The organism is Amycolatopsis sp. NPDC114484 (assembly GCF_055633755.1).
This window is the reverse complement of the sequence record NZ_JBVKDQ010000017.1, coordinates 196,299-213,024: the sequence shown is the minus strand read 5'-3', so window position 1 is coordinate 213,024 and position 16,726 is coordinate 196,299. Positions and strand designations below refer to the sequence as shown.

Sequence of the window (16,726 nt, the reverse complement as noted above, 5' to 3'; positions counted from 1 at the left end):
AGAACCCCAAGCCGTTCGTGTGGACCAAGACCGCCGAAGAGATCATCGATTCACTCGCACGATATTGCCAACGAATTTCAGGCGCAGGACACTAGAGCTTCACTCCCTTCGCCACGAGGTCGTCGACGACGGCGTCGATGCCGCGTTTGTCGATCGTCTTCATGCCCTTCGCCGACACCTTGAGCCGCACCGCGCGGCCGAGGCTCGGCACGTAGTAGCGGCGCGTCTGCAGGTTCGGCTCCCAGCGCCGCGACGTGCGGCGGTGCGAATGCGAGACCTGCTTGCCGTAGCCCGGCTTGCGGCCGGTGACCTGGCACACGGCTGACACGGACCCTCCCAAGTTGATAGTGACATTCATGTTCAACTACGCTCGTCACCGTACCCCGCCCCGTCGTCTGGAGATCCAGTGCCCCCACGTCCGCGTGTCCCGCTCGTGCTCTGCAGCGGGATCGCCCGCGCCACGCAAGCCGATGCCCTCGCCGCGCTCCTGGTCAGCGCGAACCCCGGCACCGCCGTCGTCCACCACGACCTCCGCGCCATCGGATCCGGCGTCGTCCGCCGCCGGATCCGGCTGCGCGGCCGCGACGAGCTGACACCGCTCGAACTCGCGCACGGCTGCGTGAACTGCACGCTGCGCGAGGACCTGCTGCCGCTGCTTCGCCGGCTGGCCCGGATGCCTCAGGTCGACCGCATCGTGGTGCGGCTGGACGAGGCGATGGAGGCCGAACCGGTGAGCTGGGCGATCCGCAACGTCCTGGTCGGCGATCGCCCGGTCAGCGACGACGTCGAACTCGAAGCGGTCTTCACCGTGCTCGACCGCGCGACGTGGCTCGGCGACGTCACCGGCGACGACCTGCTCGCCGAGCGCGGCCTGCGGGGCAGTCCGGAAGACGAGCGGACGGTCGCGCAGGTCGCACTGTCCCAAGCGGAATCCGCGGACGTCCTCGTGCTCGCCGGAGCGGCGGCGGACGCTTGGTCCGCGGCCAAATCCTCGGCGGTGCTGGACCGGGTCGCGCCGTCCGTGCCGCGCGTCGAACTGGCCCGCACCGACGCCGCCGGGCTGTTCGCCGCGATCCCCGCCGACGCCCGCCGCGGCGAGGTCACCGACCTGCACGGCGCGTTGCTGCGCGGCGCGCCGCCGCTGCACCCGGACTGCGGCATCGAGCTGCTGCAGTTCACCACGCAGCGCCCGTTCCACCCGCAGCGGCTGCACGAGGCGATCGACCTGCTGCTCGACGGAGTGGTCCGCACCCGCGGCCGCGCCTGGGTGGCGAGCCAGCCGGACGTCGCGTTCTGGATCGAATCGGCGGGCGGCGGGCTCGGCATCGGGCACGCCGGGCCGTGGCTCGCCTCGCCGGACGGGCCGGACTGGGCCGACGTCTCCCCCGAACGCCGCACGCTCGCCTCGCTGCGCTGGGACCCGGTGCACGGCGACCGCGCACAGGAATTAGTGATCGTCACCGATCAGGCCGCGCCGGCGGAGATCGAGAGCGCCTTGCGAGCCGCCCTGCTCACCGACGCCGAGCTGGCCGAGGGCGAAGCGGCCTGGCGCGAATACCCCGACCCGTTCGGGAATTGGCACGAGGACCCCTGCGAAGAAACCGAAGAAACCGACCGGCACGCGAACGCCGCCAACCAGAAGGACGAAACCCTGTGAAACCCGGCATCCATCCCGACTACCACCCGGTGGTCTTCAAGGACTCGTCGACCGGCGACGCGTTCCTGACCCGCTCCACCGCCACGTCCGACCGCACGATCGAATGGTCCGACGGGAACACCTACCCGCTCGTGGCGGTGGACATCAGCGCGTGGTCGCATCCGTTCTGGACCGGCACCCAGCGGATCCTCGATTCGGCGGGCCAGGTCGAGAAGTTCCGCCGCCGCTACGGGCAGCGCCGGAGCGGGGGTGCGCGCTGATGGCCGTCCCGAAGCGGAAAATGTCGCGCAGCAACACCCGGTCCCGGCGCTCGCAGTGGAAGGCGGCGGTGCCGGACCTGGTGCCGATCGTCGTGGACGGCGAGCGGAAACTGGTGCCGCGCAAGCTGATCAAGCACTTCCAGCGGCTCGAAAAGTGAGCGTCCCGGTCACTGTCCTTTCCGGATTCCTCGGCGCCGGGAAAACCACGCTGCTCAACCAGATCCTGGCCAACCGGGACGGGCTGCGCGTCGCGGTGATCGTGAACGACATGAGCGAGGTCAACATCGACGCCGCGCTCGTGCGGGACAGCGTGTCGCGGACCGGCGAACGGCTGGTCGAGATGACCAACGGGTGCATTTGCTGCACCCTGCGGGAGGACCTGCTCGAGGAGGTCGCGCGGCTCTGCGGCGACGGGCGGTTCGACCATCTGCTCATCGAGTCCAGCGGGATCTCCGAGCCGATGCCGGTGGCCGCGACGTTCTCCTTCCCCGCCGACGACGGCGCCCCGGTGCTGTCGTCGGCGCGGCTGGACACGATGGTCACCGTCGTGGACGCGGCGAACTTCGCCCGCGAACTGGCCCGCGGCGACAGCCTGGTCGAGCGCAGGCTGGACCAGTACGACGGCGACGAACGGACAGTCAGCGACCTGCTGATGGACCAGGTCGAGTTCGCGGATGTGCTGCTGCTGAACAAAACCGACCTGGTCACGCCGTCCGAAAAGGACCGATTGCTCGCCTCGTTGCGCCGCCTCAACCCGGCGGCCGACGTCGTGTCCGCGGAGTTCGGCCGGGTGCCGCTGGCGCGGGTCTTCGGCACCGGGCGATACGACGCCGAACGCGCACAGCAAGCACCGGGCTGGGTGGCGGAGCTGAACGGGGACCACGTGCCGGAGACCGAGGAGTACGGCATCTCCAGCGTCGTGTTCCGCTCCGGACGCGCGTTCGACCCGGTGCCGCTGTGGGAGTTCGTCACGTCGCGGCTCGACTCCGGCGAGTTCGGGACGGTGCTGCGGTCGAAGGGGTTCTTCAGCCTCAGCACGCGCCCGGGCACACTCGGCCTGTGGTCGCAGGCGGGCAGCGTCGCGCGGTTCGAGCCGCAGGGCGTCGCCGACGAGCCGCGGCAGGAGCTGGTGTTCATCGGCGTCGGGCTCGAACACGCCGCGCTGCTCGACGCGTTAGAGAGCTGCCTGTCCGATGCCCGCGCCGCCGACGATCCGTTCCCCCGGTGGGAACCGGTCCACGTCCACTAAGGACGGTTCCGGCTCACGGCCGCAGCACCGTGAGCCGGAACCGCCCGCCCACCTCGGCCGCGTGCTCCACCGCCTCCCCCGCCGCGGACAACGCGAACTCGTCGACCGCGAACTGCGTCAAGTCCAGCAGTCCGCACCGGGCCAGCGCGATCAGCTTCGGAACCGCGTCGCGCGGGTACATCCACCGCCCGCGCACTGTCACGCTGTTCAGCATCAGCCACGGGTACGGCAACGTCACCTCGTCCCCGATCCCGCCCATCAGCACGACCCGGCCGAACTCCCGCACGGTCATCGCGGCGGCCCGGACCGCCGTCGCCGAAGCCGACGGCGGCAGCAGATCCAGCACCAGATCGACCGGCCCCGCCGCGGCCGCCTGCATCGCCGCGCGGTCTTCGTCTTCGTTGCCGCCCAACACGACCGTCCGGACGCGGTGGCCGAAGCGCCGCTCCAGATCGGCGAGCGCCGCCCGGTTCCGGCCCGGCGCGATCACCCGGCCCGCGCCCATCGCGATCGCCACCGCGACCGCCGCGCCGCCGTACGTGCCGGTCGCGCCGCTGATCAGCACCGTCTCGCCCGGCTGAAGCCCGCCGTCGAGCAGGCCGCCGTAGGGAACCAGGCAAATCCCGAGCGCCGCCCACCGGCCGGCGTCCGCCTCGTCGATGTCGCCCAGCGGAGCCGCGTTCTCGGTCGGGACCATGATCCGCTCGGCGAACCCGCCGTGCCGGAAACGGCGCTGCAACGCCAATCCTCCGTCGCCGCGGGCCGTCAACCCCTGCAAGACGACATCGGGGGTCACCGCGTCGTCGCGGGAGCGGACCGTCGGGTCGCACCGGACCCAGTCGCCCGGCTTGAGTTTCGTCGCGTCCGGGCCGGCCGAACGCACCCGGCCGACCGCACCGGTCCCCAGGATCGCGGGCAGGTCCAGCAGATACCGCCGGGCGCCGCTGACCACCTCGGCGGTGTAGTGCAGCACCGGCGCCGCGACGACGTCCACGACCACTTCCCCGGTGCCCGGCACCGGATCCGCGACCTCCTCGACCGACAACGGAAGCCCGAATTCCTTGAGCACAGCAGCTTTCACCGATTTCTCCTTCGTTCCCCTCCATCCTCGGCGAAAAGAAGGACGGCAACCAGGAGCGTGCCGCTACCCGGACAGTTCGTCCGGGATACCCGTTTCGCACCAGTTGAACAGGCTAGATTTATCAGTCTAGGCTGTCGATCGTGGCGGACCGGACGATCGACAGCCAGGCGCGGCACAGCGGGCGGTACAAGTGGGTCGCGCTCTCCAACACCACTCTCGGCGTGCTGATGTCGGCGCTGGACGGGTCGATCGTGATCATCTCGCTGCCCGCGATCTTCCGCGGCATCGGCCTGGACCCGCTGGCCCCGGCCAACATCGGCTATCTGCTGTGGATGATCCTCGGCTACCTGCTGGTGTCCGCGGTCCTGGTGGTGACGCTCGGGCGGCTCGGCGACATGTTCGGCCGCGTCCGGATGTACAACGTCGGGTTCGTGATCTTCAGCGTCGCCTCGGTGGCGCTGTCGTTCGACCCGTTCCGCGCGGCCGGCGGGGCGCTGTGGCTGATCGGCTGGCGGGTGGTGCAGGCCGTCGGCGGCGCGATGCTCACCGCGAACTCCGCGGCGATCCTCACCGACGCTTTCCCGCGCGAACAACGGGGAATGGCCTTGGGCGTCAACCAGATCACCGCGCTGGCCGGGCAGTTCCTCGGGCTGGTCGCGGGCGGCCTGCTGGCCGAACTCGACTGGCGCGCGGTGTTCTGGGTGAGCGTGCCGTTCGGCGTTTTCGGCACCGTCTGGTCCATCCGCAGCCTCCGCGAGATCAGCCGCCCGCGACGATCGCGGATCGACTGGGGCGGCAACGTCACCTTCGCCCTCGGCACGGCGGTCGTCCTCGCCTCGATCACCTACGGCATCCAGCCCTACGGCGGTGCGGCGACCGGGTGGGGCAACCCGTGGGTGCTCGGCGGGCTCGGCGCCGGAATCGCGCTGCTGGCGGGGTTCTGCGTGATCGAGACCAGGGTGCCGGCTCCGATGTTCCAGCTGTCGCTGTTCCGCGTCCGCGCGTTCACCGCCGGGAACCTCGCCGCGCTGCTCACCGCGATCGCGCGCGGCGGGATGCAGTTCATGCTCATCATCTGGCTGCAGGGGATCTGGCTTCCGTTGCACGGGTACGACTACGAGCGAACCCCGCTGTGGGCCGGGATCTACCTGCTGCCGCTCACCGCCGGGTTCCTGATCGCCGGTCCGGTCTCCGGATTCCTCTCCGACCGCTTCGGCGCGCGGCTGTTCTCCACCGGCGGGCTGCTGCTCGTCGCCGGCGCGTTCCTCGGGCTGCTCGCGCTGCCGGTGGACTTCAGCTATCCGGCGTTCGCGGCGCTGCTCGTGCTGAGCGGGATCGGGCAGGGCATGTTCTCCGCGCCCAACACCTCCGCGATCATGAGCAGCGTGCCGGACCACCAGCGCGGCGTCGCGTCCGGCATGCGCTCGACGTTCCAGAATTCCGGGACGTCGCTGTCCATCGGCGTCTTCTTCTCGCTGATGATCGCCGGGCTGGCCGGCTCGCTGCCCTCGACGCTCACCGGCGGGCTGCGGGCGCACGGCATTCCCGCGGAGGTCGCCGCGAACATCGCCCAGCTGCCGCCGGTGAGCACCCTGTTCGCCGCGTTCCTGGGCAGCAACCCGGTGGCGCACCTGGTCGGGCCGGGCGTGCTCGGGCAGCTCTCCCCCGCCGATTCCGCCGCGCTGACCGGCAAGGAGTTCTTCCCGACCCTCATTTCCGGGCCGTTCCACGACGGACTGGTCACGGTGTTCGTCGCGGCCGCGGCGATGGCGCTGGTCGCCGCGCTGGCGTCGGCGTCCCGGGGGAAGCGGTACTTCCATCGGGACTAGGTCAGTCCCGATGGGGTAGGTTGATCAGCGATGACTACCGGGACGGCATTGCGCCACTCACGGATCGGCTACCCGGTGCTCTTCTGAGCGCCGCGCGGGCCCCGCCTCCTTCGTCGTGTTGACAGCTACCTCAACCGACGACAGGAGAATTCATGCCCGACAAGACTCTGCGGATCCCCACCCCTGACGGCCAGGCCGACGCGTTCGCCGCCTTCCCCGCCGACGGCGCGCGGCACCCGGGGGTGCTGATGTACGCCGACGGCTTCGGAATCCGGCCCGTAGTACGAGACCTGGCCCGCGAACTGGCCGCGCACGGCTACTACGTGCTCGTTCCCCGCTTCTTCTACCGGCACGGCCCCGCGCCGGTGCTCGAACTTCCGGAGTTCATCGGAGCGGAGGAACGTCCCGGAGTTTTCGCTCGTGTGATGCCGTTGATCGAAGCGCACACCCCCGAACTGGTCCTTCGCGACGCCGCCGCGTATCTCGAATTCCTCGCCGCCCAGCCCGAAGTCAGCGCCGGACCGGTCGGGGTGACCGGCTATTGCATCGGCGGCCTTCTCGCGGTCCGCACCGCCGCGGCCCATCCCGACCAGGTGGCCGCCGTCGCCGGATTCCACGCACCGGTCGGCGCCGCCGGGCCCGAGATCTTCTCCCGGATCACCGCCGAAGCACACTTCGGCCACGCCGAATCCGATCTGACGCCGGACGCTCTCGGCGAACTCAACCAGGCCCTCGATGCCGCGGGCGTCAGCTACACGTCGGAGATCTACCCCGGCACGGTCCACGGCTTCACCATGGCCGACACCGATTCTTTCGACGCCGATGGCCTGCAACGACATTGGGAACGGCTGGTGCCCCTGCTCGGCCAGGCCCTCTGAGGTCCGAGCCGTTTCGCAGCGGGACCTGCTGCGAAACGGCTACTCGACCCACCACCAGCCGTCGCCCAGTTCGACGGTGGGCCGGATGGCGCAGCCCAGGCCGTCGAGGTAGTCGTACGAATCGACTGGACGGCCGGGAAGGTACTTCTCCGGGGAACCGCTGAAGTGCGCGAAACCCGCCGCACAGCCGGGAATCCCCGACCAGGCGCGGACGAACCACACCGGCCGGCCCGGGTCGTTGTTGATCCGCGAAACCCCGTCGGGCGGGTTCTCGCCCTTCGTGAGATCGCCGACGTGGCGCAGCACCTCGGCATAGTCCGGTCGGTGCATCGAGTACCGGGTGGTGGCGTAGAAGTGCACCCAGTCGGTGCTGGCCATCAGCACCGCGAACGCCGCGGTGATCGCCGCGTATCCGGCGAGACCCGGCCAGCGCAGCCGCCGCCACACCAGCCACGCGCTGATCGCGGTGGCCGTCGCCGCGGTCAGCCACGCTCCCGCCGTCAGCACGATGACCGGCAAGGGGATCACGCCGCTGATGGGCAGGACGAAGTAGTTCACGGCGGCGGCCAGCAGCCAGCCGAGCAGGAACACGACTGCGGCCAGCACCAGACCCGGTCTTCGGTTTTCCTCAGCACTCCCCATGGTTTCTGGACGGCCGACCGGGGCGTTCGGTTGCGTTACTTCCGCGACGGCGTGTACAGCGCGCCCAGGAATTCCACCAGCAGCCGTTCCCGCAACGGTTCCGGCGCGACCGCCAGCAACGCGTTGACCGGCGCCATCCGCTCCGGCAGCCCGCCGGCGCCGGTCAGGCCCGCCGCGGCGAGCAATCCGCCGAACTGCTCGGACGTCAGCGTCGCCGGGTCCAGCGCGGCCACGAACGCGGCGACCTCCGGATCGACCCGCACCAGGCCTTCCGCGCGCGCCGCCTCGACCGAAGCGGCCAGATCGGCGAGGAATTCCGGCTCGCTGCCGTGATTCGCGGCGGTGACAGTGAGGTGCAGGTTCAGCGGAGAAGTCCCGTGCGCGAACTGCGGCTGGACGTACCAGCCGCGCTCCTTCATCTCGTCGGCGACGGTGAACAGATCGAAGCCGTCCGAGCCGGTGAACGCGACCAGCGTCGACACCGGGTCGCCCAGCACCCGCAAGCCCGGAATCGAAGCCACCCCAGCGCGAATCCGGTCCACCGCTTCCCGGGTGCGGGCGGCCAGCTGCAGGTAGCCGTCCTCGCCGAGATGGTGGACGACGGCCCACGCGGCGGCGAGCGGACCGCCGGAACGGGTGCTCTGCAACGTCGGGTTGAGCATCGTGTAGCCGGGCCAGGCCGCGCTCGCGAAGAAATGCGTCCGGCGGAGTTCCGCGGAAGCGTGCAGCAGCACCGAAACGCCCTTGGCGCAGTAGGCGTATTTGTGCAGGTCCACCGAAATGCTGGTGACGCCCGGGACGCGGAAGTCGAACAGCGGCAGGTCCGCGCCGAGCTTTGCGAAGTACGGCAGCACCCAACCGCCGATGCACGCGTCGACGTGCATGCGCACCCCGCGAGCCGAGGCCGCGGCGGCGATCTCCGTGATCGGGTCGACGACGCCGTGTGCGTACGAGGGAGCACTCGCCACGACGAGCACGGTGGAGTCGTCGATCGCCGCCGTCATCGCCGCCGGGTCCGCGCGGAAGGTGCCCGGATCGACCGGCACCACGACCTTCCGCACGCCGAACAGGTGCGCGGCCTTGTGGAACGCCGCGTGCGCGGTTTCCGGCAGCACGATCGACGGCGCCTCGAGATCCGGCCGGGAGTCACGCGCGGCGAGGACCGCCAGCAGGCACGATTCGGTGCCGCCGGACGTCACCGCGCCGACCGTGTCCGGCGTGCCGCCGAGCAGTCCGGCCGCGCGGCCGACGAGGTCGTTCTCCATCCGCAGCAGGCTGGGGAACGCGGTCGGGTCGAGTCCGTTGGCCGAACTGGCCAGCGCGTGCGCGGCGGCGGCGATCTCGTCCACTTCGGACAGTCCGCTGTCGTACACGTAGGCCAGCGTGCGCCCGCCGTGCGTCGGCAGGTCGCCGGAGCGCAGTTCGCGCAGCCGCGCCAGGACGTCGTTCACGGCTGCTTCTCCAGGACCGAACGGCGCAGCAGCGGGACGCCGAGCGCGATCAGCACCGCGGGCAGCACCGACGCGCCGATCACGATCGCGGTGATCGCCGACGGCGGCTGCGGGACGGCGGTCGTGCCGCTGCTCGACACGTAGCTCCCGGCCTGCAGCACGATGCCGAGCAGTCCCGGCCCGAGCGCGAGCCCGAGCGTCTCGGACGCGGTCCACACCCCGGCCGTGACGCCCGCCCGGGTCTCGCCGGTCCGCTCCTCCTCGGCGCTGATCAGGTCCGGCAGGATCGCCAGCGGGAACACCGAAATGCCCGCGTAGCCGACGCCGGCGAGCGCGACGAACACCAGCGTCGCGGCGAACGGGAGCCGGTCGGCGAAGTACATCGCCACCAGCCCGACGAAGAACGACGAGGTGGCGATCCGGAACCCGGCGAGCTTGCCCCAGCGCGCGCCCAGCCGCGGCCACACCGGCATGGTGACCAGCGCGGGCCCGACGAACCCGACGAACAGGTAGGTGCGGTAGCTCGGGTCGCCGAGCACGTGCTGCGCGAAGTACGGGATCGCGGCCAGCACGGTGCCGATGCCGAGCGCCTGGATGAAGTAGACGCCCAGCAGCCACCGGAACGACCGCCACCGCGCGATGGTGCGCGCCAGTTCCTTCAGCCGCACCGTGTTGGGCCGCAGCGAGCCGACCGGCGCGCCCTTCAGGCCGAAGTAGACGCCGAGCGTGGCGGCCAGGATGATCACCGCCATCACCAGGCCCATCACCCGGTAGCCCGCCACGCCGGGCAGCAGGTCGGTGATCGCCGGGGCGCCGCCGCCGGACACCAGCACCGCGACCGCCAGCACGCCGATCCGGACGCTGGTGAGTTTCGTGCGTTCCTCGGCGGAATCGGTCAGCTCGGCCGGAAGCGCGTTGAACGGCACCTGGAAGAACGCGTACGCGGTGGCGCACAGGAAGAACATCGCCACGACGTACGCCGCGTCCCACACCGGCGCGCCGAAGCCGGGATGCGCGAACAACAAGGCGAACAGGATCGCGACGCCGATCCCGCCGCGCAGCAGGAACCGCCGCCTGCTGCCGGTGCGCGCGAGGTCGGCGTCGGACAGCCGGCCGGCGACCGGGTTGAAGACCACGTCCCACGCCTTGGGCACGAACACGATCACCCCGGCCGCCGCCGCGGGCACGGCCATCGTGTCGGTGAGGTAGGGCAGCAGGAGCAGCCCCGGCACCGTGCCGAACCCGCCGGTGACGAAGGAGCCGAGCGAGTAGCGGAATCTCGTGCGGCGGGACAGCGACGCCAAAAGTCCTCCTCGAAGGCGGAACGACGAACGCATGCCTAATGGATCTTCGCCGGTTCCCGGTAGTGGTCGGGAGGAATCGTGCCACCGTCGTGATGCAGCGGCTGTACCGGGCCGATTACGGCCTCGTGCGCGGCCGAGGCGGCCGGCACCGGAATCGCCGCTCACGGAGGGTGCGTGCTTCGCTTTCAGGACAGGGCTTTCACGGGTGCCGCGCGGTGGCTGTCGAGCGTTCCGGACCAGGAATAGCCGAGATCCTCCGGCACCGCGGTCCCGCCCGCGACTGCCGCCTTCAATTTCGCCGCCCGCACGGCCGCTTCGACGCACGCCAAGCGCGTTCGGCGCCGACGACCTCACCCGCGCGCGGTCAGGACAGCGCTTTCGCCGCCTTCGCCAACGACCCCGCGTCTCCGCGCAGCAGCAGCGTCGTCACCACCGTCTCTTCCCACGCCGCCAGCTCTTCCCGGATCTTCTCCGCCGGTCCGATCAGCGAGGTGTCCTCGACCAGCGACGTCGGAATCGCCTTGACCGCCTCTTCCTTCCGCCCGGCCAGGTAAAGCTCCTGCACCTTGTCCGCCACGTCCGCGTACCCGAGCCGGGCGAAGACGTCGTGGTGGAAGTTCACGCTCTTCGCACCCATCCCGCCGATGTAGAGCGCCAGCGCCGGCTTGATGAAGCTCGCCGCCTCCTCGACGTCGTCGTGCACGATCACCGGCACCGAAGCGGCCACCTCGAAACCGTCCAGGCTGCTCCGCCGCGCGCCCGGGCGCGCGAAACCTTCCTCCAGCGCGGTCCGGTAGAACGCGTCCGACTTGGGCGAGAAGAACAGCGGCAGCCAGCCGTCGCAGATCTCGGCGGCGAGCGCGACGTTCTTCGGGCCTTCGGCGGCGAGGTAGATCGGCAGGTCGGCGCGCAGCGGGTGCACCGTCGGCTTGAGCGGTTTGCCCAGTCCCGTCCCGCCTTGCAGCGGCAACTGGAAGAACTCCCCGTCGAGCGTCACCGGTTCCTCGCGGGCCAGCACCTTGCGCACGATCTCGACGTACTCGCGCGTGCGCGCCAGCGGCTTCGGATAGGGCTGGCCATACCAGCCCTCCACCACCTGCGGGCCGGACGCGCCGAGGCCGAGCACGAAGCGGCCGCCGGAGAGGTGGTCCATGGTCAGCGCGGTCATCGCGGTCGCGGTCGGGGTGCGCGCGGACATCTGCACGATGTTCGTGCCGAGCTTGATCCGGCTGGTCGCCGCGCCGACCCAGGCCAGCGGCGTGAACGCGTCCGACCCGTACGCCTCGGCCGACCACACCGAGTCGAACCCGAGCCGTTCGGCTTCGAGCACGGTCTCCTGCGCGCCCGGGATCGGCCCGCTCCCCCAGTACCCGAGGTGAAAGCCCAGCTTCATCAAGCCCTCCTGATCTCGAAGTCCGTGAGGGGAACCCTGAGGGACTCTGATTCCCCCAGGGTTCCCCTCACGGCACGTCCGGCGAGTAGTGCTCCGGTTTCCCGCGCTCGGCGAGCGGGGGAAGATTGCGGCGCGGGGTTTCGACCGGCGGCGTCCCCGGGGCCAGTTCGCCGCGGGCGCGCCGCCAGCCCGCCCGTGCCCGCGGATGGTAGCGGCGATCGTGCGGAAGCAGCGAAAACGCCGCGTTGATCAGCTTGCCGACGCGGCGGTGCCGGCTCGCGTCCCGCGCGGTCCAGCGGTAGCCGAGCAGATCGCGCACTTCCTGGTCGTACAGGCCGACGGTCAGCCACACGAACTGTTTCGCGATGATCTTCGAGACCGGCGTCCACAGTGGATCCGGCAGCCACGGCAGGAACGGCGGTTTCGCGATGCCTCGGAGGTCGAGCACGTCGCGGGTGGCCTTGTTGTCCTCCAGGACCTCGGCGCACATGTGCTTCCAGTATCGCTGGAAGTCCTCCCACGATTCCGGCACCGGCCGCATCGTCAGGTCGTACATCCGCCACCAGCGCACGTGCTCGTCGAACAGGGTGCGCTTTTCCTCTTCGCCGATGCCGCCCATGAAATTGTCGGCGATCAGGATGGTGCTGACGAAGAACGTCGAATGGGCCCAGTAATACGTGTCCGGGTCCAGCGCGTGGTAGCGGCGGCCTTTCGCGTCCACGCCCTTGATCCGGTCGTGGTAGCCGCGCACCTCCAGCGCCGTGCGGTGCGCGAGCGGGCCGTCGTAGACCACGCCGCCGATCGGGTACAGCGAACGGAAAAGCCGCTGCCAGCGTTCTTCGAAGAACCGGGAATGCTCCTCGACGCCCGCGCCGAGCCCGGGGTGCATGTTCTGCATCGACCCGGCCCACAGCGCGATCAGCAGCCCGCGCCAGTCGCCGAAGTACTTCCAGGTCAGCGAGGCCGGTCCCAGCGGCTCCGGGGCGTCCCTGCCCATCGCGGCTCCTCGGCGGGTCGGCGAAGTGACTACAGCTGTTGTCAGGTTAGGATGTGACAACATCTGTGGTCAACTCGGGACGGGAGCGGGTATGCCGGGCCGCACGTGGGCGGGCACGACGCTGGACGACCGCAGGGCCCGGCGCCGCGCGCAGCTGCTGGCCGCCGGGCTCGACCTGCTCGGCGCGCAGGGCAGCGCGGCGGTGAGCGTCCGCGCGGTGTGCCGGTCGGCGAAGCTGACCGAGCGGTACTTCTACGAAAGCTTCGCCGACCGGGAAAGCCTGGTCGCCGCCGTCTACGAGGACGTCGGAGACCAAGCCCGGCAAGCGCTCGCCGACGCCGTTTCCGGCGAGGCCGATCCGAGCCGCCGTGCCGAACGCGCCGTCACCGCGTTCGTGGAGCTGGTGCTGGACGACCCGCGCAAAGGCCGGGTGCTGCTGCTCGCGCCGCTGACCGATCCGGCGCTGACCCAGCGAGGCCTGCACCTGCTCCCGGCGTTCACCACGCTCGTCGGCGAACAGCTGTCGCGCGGCGACGAGACCGGCCGCCAGCTCGTGGCGATCGGTCTCGTCGGCGCGCTCAGCAACGTGTTCATCGCCTATCTCGACGGCACGCTGAAGGTGAGCCGCGAGCGTCTCGTCGAGCACTGCGTGAAGCTCGTGCTCGGCGCGGACGCTTTCGGCTCGGGGGCTCACTGAGCGGCTGCCCGCTCGTCGCGCAGCCGCAGCGCGATGTCGATGATCATGTCCTCCTGGCCGCCGACGTAGCGTTCTTCGCCGACCTTGTAGAGGATTTCGTGCGCCGGGACTCCGTAGCGCTCGGCCGCGCGTTCGGCGTGCAGCAGGAAGCTGGAGTACACGCCGGCGTAGCCCTGGATGATCGACGACCGGTCCATCACCGGCAGCCGGGTCAGGTACTTCTTCACGACGTTCTCCGCGGCTTCCATCAGAACGTCTTTGTCCACGCCGGTTTTGACGCCGAGCCGCTCGAACGTGGCGGCGAGGACCTCCGTCGGCGAGTTGCCCGCGCCCGCGCCGAGCGCGGCGAGCGAACCGTCGATCTGCCGGGCCCCCGCGCGGTACGCGAGCACCGAGTTGGCGACGCCGAAGCTCAGGTTCTGGTGCCCGTGGTAGCCGACCTGGGCTTCGTCGCCGAGTTCCGCGACGAGCGCGGCGACGCGTTCGGACGCGTCGTCCAGGATCAGCGCGCCCGCGGAATCCACGACGTACACGCACTGGCAGCCCGCGTCGACCATGATCCGGGCCTGTTTCGCCAGGTCCTCCGGCGCCGACATGTGCGACAGCATCAGGAATCCGACGGTTTCGAGGCCGAGATCGCGCGCCGCGCCGAAATGCTGGATGGACACGTCGGCCTCGGTGCAGTGGGTCGCGATCCGCACCGCGCCCGCGCCGAGGTCGGCCGCCGCGCGCAGGTCGGTGACCGTGCCGAGACCGGGCAGCAGGAGCACGGCGATCTTCGCCTGCTTCGCCTCGTCGACCGCGGCGGCGATGAGCTTTCGCTCGTCCACCAAGGAAAAGCCGTAGTTGAAGGTGGAGCCGCCGAGACCGTCGCCGTGGGTCACCTCGATCAGCGAGATGCCCGCGTCGTCCAGCGCGCGGACGGTGTCGCGCACCTGCTTCTCGGTGAACTGGTGCGCCATCGCGTGGCTGCCGTCGCGCAGAGTGGTGTCGACCAGCCGGACGTCGGTGTTGTTCACGCGGCCACCTCCTGAGCGGCGAAGAGATCGCCGACGCGCGCGGCGGCGGCGGTCATGATGTCGAGGTTGCCCGCGTACTTGGGCAGGTAGTCGCCGTTGCCCGCGACTTCCAGGAAGACGCCCACGCGGGCCTTGCCGCTCCAGTCCGGCCGCGGCGGGTCGAACTGCGGGTCGGCCTTGAGCGTGTAGCCCGGCACGTACTGCTGGACGTCTTTCACCATGCGGTGCACGGATTCGCTGATCGCGTCGAAGTCGGCGTCCGGGTCGACCGCGCAGAACACCGTGTCGCGCATGATCATCGGCGGGTCCATCGGGTTGATGATGATGATCGCCCGGCCCTTGTCCGCGCCGCCGACCTTCTCGATCGCGTGCGAGGTGGTCTCGGTGAACTCGTCGATGTTCGCGCGCGTGCCGGGCCCCGCCGACCGCGACGAGACCGACGCGACGATCTCCGCGTACGACACCGGCGTCACCCGCGAAACCGCGTGCACGATCGGGATCGTCGCCTGGCCGCCGCAGGTGATCATGTTGACGTTGCGGTCGGTCAGCTTCTCCGGCGGATTCACCGCCGGGCACGTGAGCGGGCCGATCGCGGCGGGCGTCAGGTCGATCGCGCGGATCCCGGCCTCGGCGTACCGCGGCGCGTTCGCCTTGTGCGCCTTCGCCGACGTCGACTCGAACACCAGCTGCGGCAGTTCCGCGCGCGACAGGAGCCAGTCCACGCCCCCGGCGGACGTCTCGAGCCCGAGCTTCGCGGCGCGGGCGAGCCCGTCCGACGCCGGGTCGACGCCCACCATGTAGCGCACTTCGACGTGCTCGCTGCGCTGGAGTTTCGCCAGCAGATCCGTACCGATGTTGCCCGGGCCGACGATCGCGGCCGTCACCTTGCGTTCCGCCATGCCGCCACGGTGCTCGCCGGGATGGGGCACACTCAACCCATGCGTACCACTGGACGGAACGGCGACGGGCTCGTGACCGCGCGCGTCGCCGCGGTGCTGGAAGCCTTCCGCCCCGGCGACGACGCGCTGGGCGTCTCCGAACTGGCGCGCCGGACCGGACTCGCGAAGACGACCGTGCACCGGCTGGCCGGGCATCTGGCCGACACCGGCCTGCTGGAACGCGACGGCACCTCGGTCCGGCTCGGGCTGCGGCTGTTCGAGATCGGCCAGCTGGCGGTGCGCCGCCGCGGTCTGGTGGAGGCGGCGCGGCCGTACCTGGCGGATCTGCGGGAGGCCACGCGGAACACCGTGCATCTCGCGGTCCTGGAGGGCACCGAAGTGGTGTACCTGGACGTGCTGCGCGGGCCGGACGCACCGGATCTGCCCTCGCGCACCGGCGGGCGGTTCCCCGCGCACGCGACCGGCGTCGGGAAGGCGATCCTGTCATGCTCCCCCGACGACGTCGTGACGCGGGTGATCGATGCCGGGCTGCCCCGGGTCAGCCCGCGGACGATCACCGCGCCCGGGTTGCTGCGCCGGCAGCTGGCGCGGATCCGGGAGGACGGGATCGCGTTCGAGCGCGAGGAATCCGGCGTGGGCGTGGTGTGCGCGGCGAGCCCGCTCGTCGACGCGAACGGGCTCGCCGTCGCGGCGGTGTCGATCTCCGGATGGGCGACGCGGATGCGTACCGAACGGGTCGCGCCCGCGGTGCGGACGGTGGCGTTGGCCTTGTCGCGGACCGTCGCCGAAACCTGATCAGGGCCGTCCTTTGCCCAGGCGCAAGATCAAGGCAAGGGCGTCCTCCGAATGCGCTCCGGGAGTCAGGACCTCCTGCAAGAGCAGACCGCGCATCGCGGCGACCGTGACAGTGGCAGTGCTCAGCGCTTCCTCGGCGCCGAGCCCTTCGCGTTCCGCGAGCTCGGCCAGCATCTTGGTCAGGTCGTCGAGCGAATCGATGAACTCGCGAAAGTCCGCCGGCCGGTACGCGGCCAGTCCGGTGACGTGAAAGAACCCGCGAACCCGCGACAGCTGCTCCGGGCGCGTGTAGGTCCGCCAGGCCGCCACGACGAGATCGGCGAAGGTGCCGTGGCGGGCGGTCTTGAAAAGCGCCTCGTTGTCGCGGGATCGCTGCGCCCCGAGCATGGCCGCCAAGACGCCCGGGAGCGACCCGAAGTGGTAGCGCAGCAGCGCGTGGCTGGTGTCGGCGCGGGCGGCGACCTCCCGGAGCGACACGTCCGGCGCGGGCAGGGTCCCGTCGAAGGCGTCGAGAAGCCGGGCCAGGAGACGCTCGCGGGCGTCGCCTTTGCCTTCCTCGCTTGACAGGGTCACTC

18 protein-coding genes are annotated in these 16,726 nt (G+C 70.6%); 8 read left to right on the top strand and 10 right to left on the bottom strand.

Going from position 1 to position 16,726, the window contains the following annotated elements; translation table 11 throughout:
• Window positions 1-91: 91 nt before the first annotated feature.
• The gene (gene rpmB / locus ACZ7SW_RS33980; RefSeq protein WP_470234460.1) at window positions 92-328 is read right to left on the bottom strand and encodes a 50S ribosomal protein L28; all 237 of its coding nucleotides are present in this window, start codon (window positions 326-328) and stop codon (window positions 92-94) included.
• Between the two features lie 78 nt (window positions 329-406).
• Between rpmB and mrf the strand changes: the two genes are divergently transcribed.
• From mrf to ACZ7SW_RS33960, 4 genes are read left to right on the top strand one after another with little or no spacing between them, the layout of a single operon-like run.
• Window positions 407-1,657 (top strand): ribosome hibernation factor-recruiting GTPase MRF, encoded by a 1,251-nt coding sequence (mrf, locus tag ACZ7SW_RS33975; RefSeq protein ID WP_470234459.1) that lies wholly within the window; start codon window positions 407-409, stop codon window positions 1,655-1,657.
• A complete protein-coding gene (locus ACZ7SW_RS33970; protein WP_470234458.1) occupies window positions 1,654-1,917 on the top strand; it encodes a type B 50S ribosomal protein L31 in 264 nt (87 codons plus the stop codon). The genes mrf and ACZ7SW_RS33970 overlap by 4 nt, the downstream gene beginning before the upstream one ends.
• Window positions 1,917-2,075: a 50S ribosomal protein L32 gene (rpmF, locus tag ACZ7SW_RS33965; protein WP_470234457.1), complete on the top strand. Its 159-nt coding sequence runs from the start codon at window positions 1,917-1,919 to the stop codon at window positions 2,073-2,075. The genes ACZ7SW_RS33970 and rpmF overlap by 1 nt, the downstream gene beginning before the upstream one ends.
• Window positions 2,072-3,166 carry a GTP-binding protein gene (locus ACZ7SW_RS33960; RefSeq protein ID WP_470234456.1) on the top strand — a complete coding sequence of 365 codons (1,095 nt, stop codon included), beginning with the start codon at window positions 2,072-2,074 and terminating at the stop codon, window positions 3,164-3,166. Before rpmF ends, ACZ7SW_RS33960 begins: the two co-directional genes overlap by 4 nt.
• A 13-nt stretch (window positions 3,167-3,179) precedes the next feature.
• Here ACZ7SW_RS33960 and ACZ7SW_RS33955 read toward each other — a convergent pair whose 3' ends face one another.
• Entirely contained in the window at window positions 3,180-4,247 is a 1,068-nt protein-coding gene (locus tag ACZ7SW_RS33955; protein ID WP_470234455.1) for a zinc-binding dehydrogenase, read from the bottom strand.
• Between the two features lie 140 nt (window positions 4,248-4,387).
• Here ACZ7SW_RS33955 and ACZ7SW_RS33950 point away from each other — a divergent pair, with 140 nt between their 5' ends.
• Window positions 4,388-6,076 (top strand): MFS transporter, encoded by a 1,689-nt coding sequence (locus tag ACZ7SW_RS33950; protein ID WP_470234454.1) that lies wholly within the window; start codon window positions 4,388-4,390, stop codon window positions 6,074-6,076.
• A gap of 152 nt (window positions 6,077-6,228) precedes the next feature.
• A complete protein-coding gene (locus ACZ7SW_RS33945) occupies window positions 6,229-6,954 on the top strand; it encodes a dienelactone hydrolase family protein (protein ID WP_470234453.1) in 726 nt (241 codons plus the stop codon).
• Between the two features lie 39 nt (window positions 6,955-6,993).
• Here the strand turns inward: ACZ7SW_RS33945 and ACZ7SW_RS33940 are convergent, their stop codons facing one another.
• From ACZ7SW_RS33940 to ACZ7SW_RS33920, 5 genes are all read right to left on the bottom strand, one after another.
• Entirely contained in the window at window positions 6,994-7,560 is a 567-nt protein-coding gene (locus ACZ7SW_RS33940) for a hypothetical protein (RefSeq protein WP_470234452.1), read from the bottom strand.
• A 71-nt stretch (window positions 7,561-7,631) separates the two neighbouring features.
• Window positions 7,632-9,047 carry a pyridoxal phosphate-dependent decarboxylase family protein gene (locus ACZ7SW_RS33935; RefSeq protein ID WP_470234451.1) on the bottom strand — a complete coding sequence of 472 codons (1,416 nt, stop codon included), beginning with the start codon at window positions 9,045-9,047 and terminating at the stop codon, window positions 7,632-7,634.
• Window positions 9,044-10,351: an MFS transporter gene (locus ACZ7SW_RS33930; RefSeq protein ID WP_470234450.1), complete on the bottom strand. Its 1,308-nt coding sequence runs from the start codon at window positions 10,349-10,351 to the stop codon at window positions 9,044-9,046. The genes ACZ7SW_RS33935 and ACZ7SW_RS33930 overlap by 4 nt, the downstream gene beginning before the upstream one ends.
• Before the next feature lie 364 nt (window positions 10,352-10,715).
• Window positions 10,716-11,744 carry an LLM class F420-dependent oxidoreductase gene (locus ACZ7SW_RS33925; RefSeq protein WP_470234449.1) on the bottom strand — a complete coding sequence of 343 codons (1,029 nt, stop codon included), beginning with the start codon at window positions 11,742-11,744 and terminating at the stop codon, window positions 10,716-10,718.
• Window positions 11,745-11,811: 67 nt separating this feature from the next.
• Window positions 11,812-12,741, bottom strand: coding sequence for an oxygenase MpaB family protein (locus ACZ7SW_RS33920; protein ID WP_470234448.1), 930 nt, complete (start codon window positions 12,739-12,741; stop codon window positions 11,812-11,814).
• Window positions 12,742-12,832: 91 nt separating this feature from the next.
• Between ACZ7SW_RS33920 and ACZ7SW_RS33915 the strand changes: the two genes are divergently transcribed.
• The gene (locus ACZ7SW_RS33915; protein WP_470234447.1) at window positions 12,833-13,438 is read left to right on the top strand and encodes a TetR/AcrR family transcriptional regulator; all 606 of its coding nucleotides are present in this window, start codon (window positions 12,833-12,835) and stop codon (window positions 13,436-13,438) included.
• On the opposite strand, the gene dmpG is transcribed toward ACZ7SW_RS33915, so the two are convergent.
• Together dmpG and ACZ7SW_RS33905 are read right to left on the bottom strand one after the other, a co-directional pair.
• Window positions 13,432-14,457, bottom strand: coding sequence for a 4-hydroxy-2-oxovalerate aldolase (dmpG, locus tag ACZ7SW_RS33910; protein ID WP_470234446.1), 1,026 nt, complete (start codon window positions 14,455-14,457; stop codon window positions 13,432-13,434). The genes ACZ7SW_RS33915 and dmpG overlap by 7 nt on opposite strands.
• Complete coding sequence (locus ACZ7SW_RS33905; protein WP_470234445.1) at window positions 14,454-15,356, bottom strand: acetaldehyde dehydrogenase (acetylating); 903 nt, start codon at window positions 15,354-15,356, stop codon at window positions 14,454-14,456. The genes dmpG and ACZ7SW_RS33905 overlap by 4 nt, the downstream gene beginning before the upstream one ends.
• 39 nt (window positions 15,357-15,395) lie before the next feature.
• Here ACZ7SW_RS33905 and ACZ7SW_RS33900 point away from each other — a divergent pair, with 39 nt between their 5' ends.
• Entirely contained in the window at window positions 15,396-16,151 is a 756-nt protein-coding gene (locus tag ACZ7SW_RS33900; RefSeq protein ID WP_470234444.1) for an IclR family transcriptional regulator, read from the top strand.
• Here ACZ7SW_RS33900 and ACZ7SW_RS33895 read toward each other — a convergent pair whose 3' ends face one another.
• Complete coding sequence (locus tag ACZ7SW_RS33895) at window positions 16,152-16,724, bottom strand: TetR/AcrR family transcriptional regulator (RefSeq protein WP_470234443.1); 573 nt, start codon at window positions 16,722-16,724, stop codon at window positions 16,152-16,154. It lies immediately after the preceding gene.
• Window positions 16,725-16,726 lie beyond the last annotated feature (2 nt).

Excerpts from the sequence above, each read along its gene's own strand:
- rpmF (WP_470234457.1), top strand. The coding sequence starts at position 1,917 with ATGGCCGTCCCGAAGCGGAAAATGTCGCGCAGCAACACCCGGTCCCGG.
- ACZ7SW_RS33920 (WP_470234448.1), bottom strand. The coding sequence starts at position 12,741 with ATGGGCAGGGACGCCCCGGAGCCGCTGGGACCGGCCTCGCTGACCTGG.
- ACZ7SW_RS33925 (WP_470234449.1), bottom strand. The coding sequence starts at position 11,744 with ATGAAGCTGGGCTTTCACCTCGGGTACTGGGGGAGCGGGCCGATCCCG.
- ACZ7SW_RS33900 (WP_470234444.1), top strand. The coding sequence starts at position 15,396 with ATGCGTACCACTGGACGGAACGGCGACGGGCTCGTGACCGCGCGCGTC.
- ACZ7SW_RS33915 (WP_470234447.1), top strand. The coding sequence starts at position 12,833 with ATGCCGGGCCGCACGTGGGCGGGCACGACGCTGGACGACCGCAGGGCC.
- ACZ7SW_RS33905 (WP_470234445.1), bottom strand. The coding sequence starts at position 15,356 with ATGGCGGAACGCAAGGTGACGGCCGCGATCGTCGGCCCGGGCAACATC.
- ACZ7SW_RS33945 (WP_470234453.1), top strand. The coding sequence starts at position 6,229 with ATGCCCGACAAGACTCTGCGGATCCCCACCCCTGACGGCCAGGCCGAC.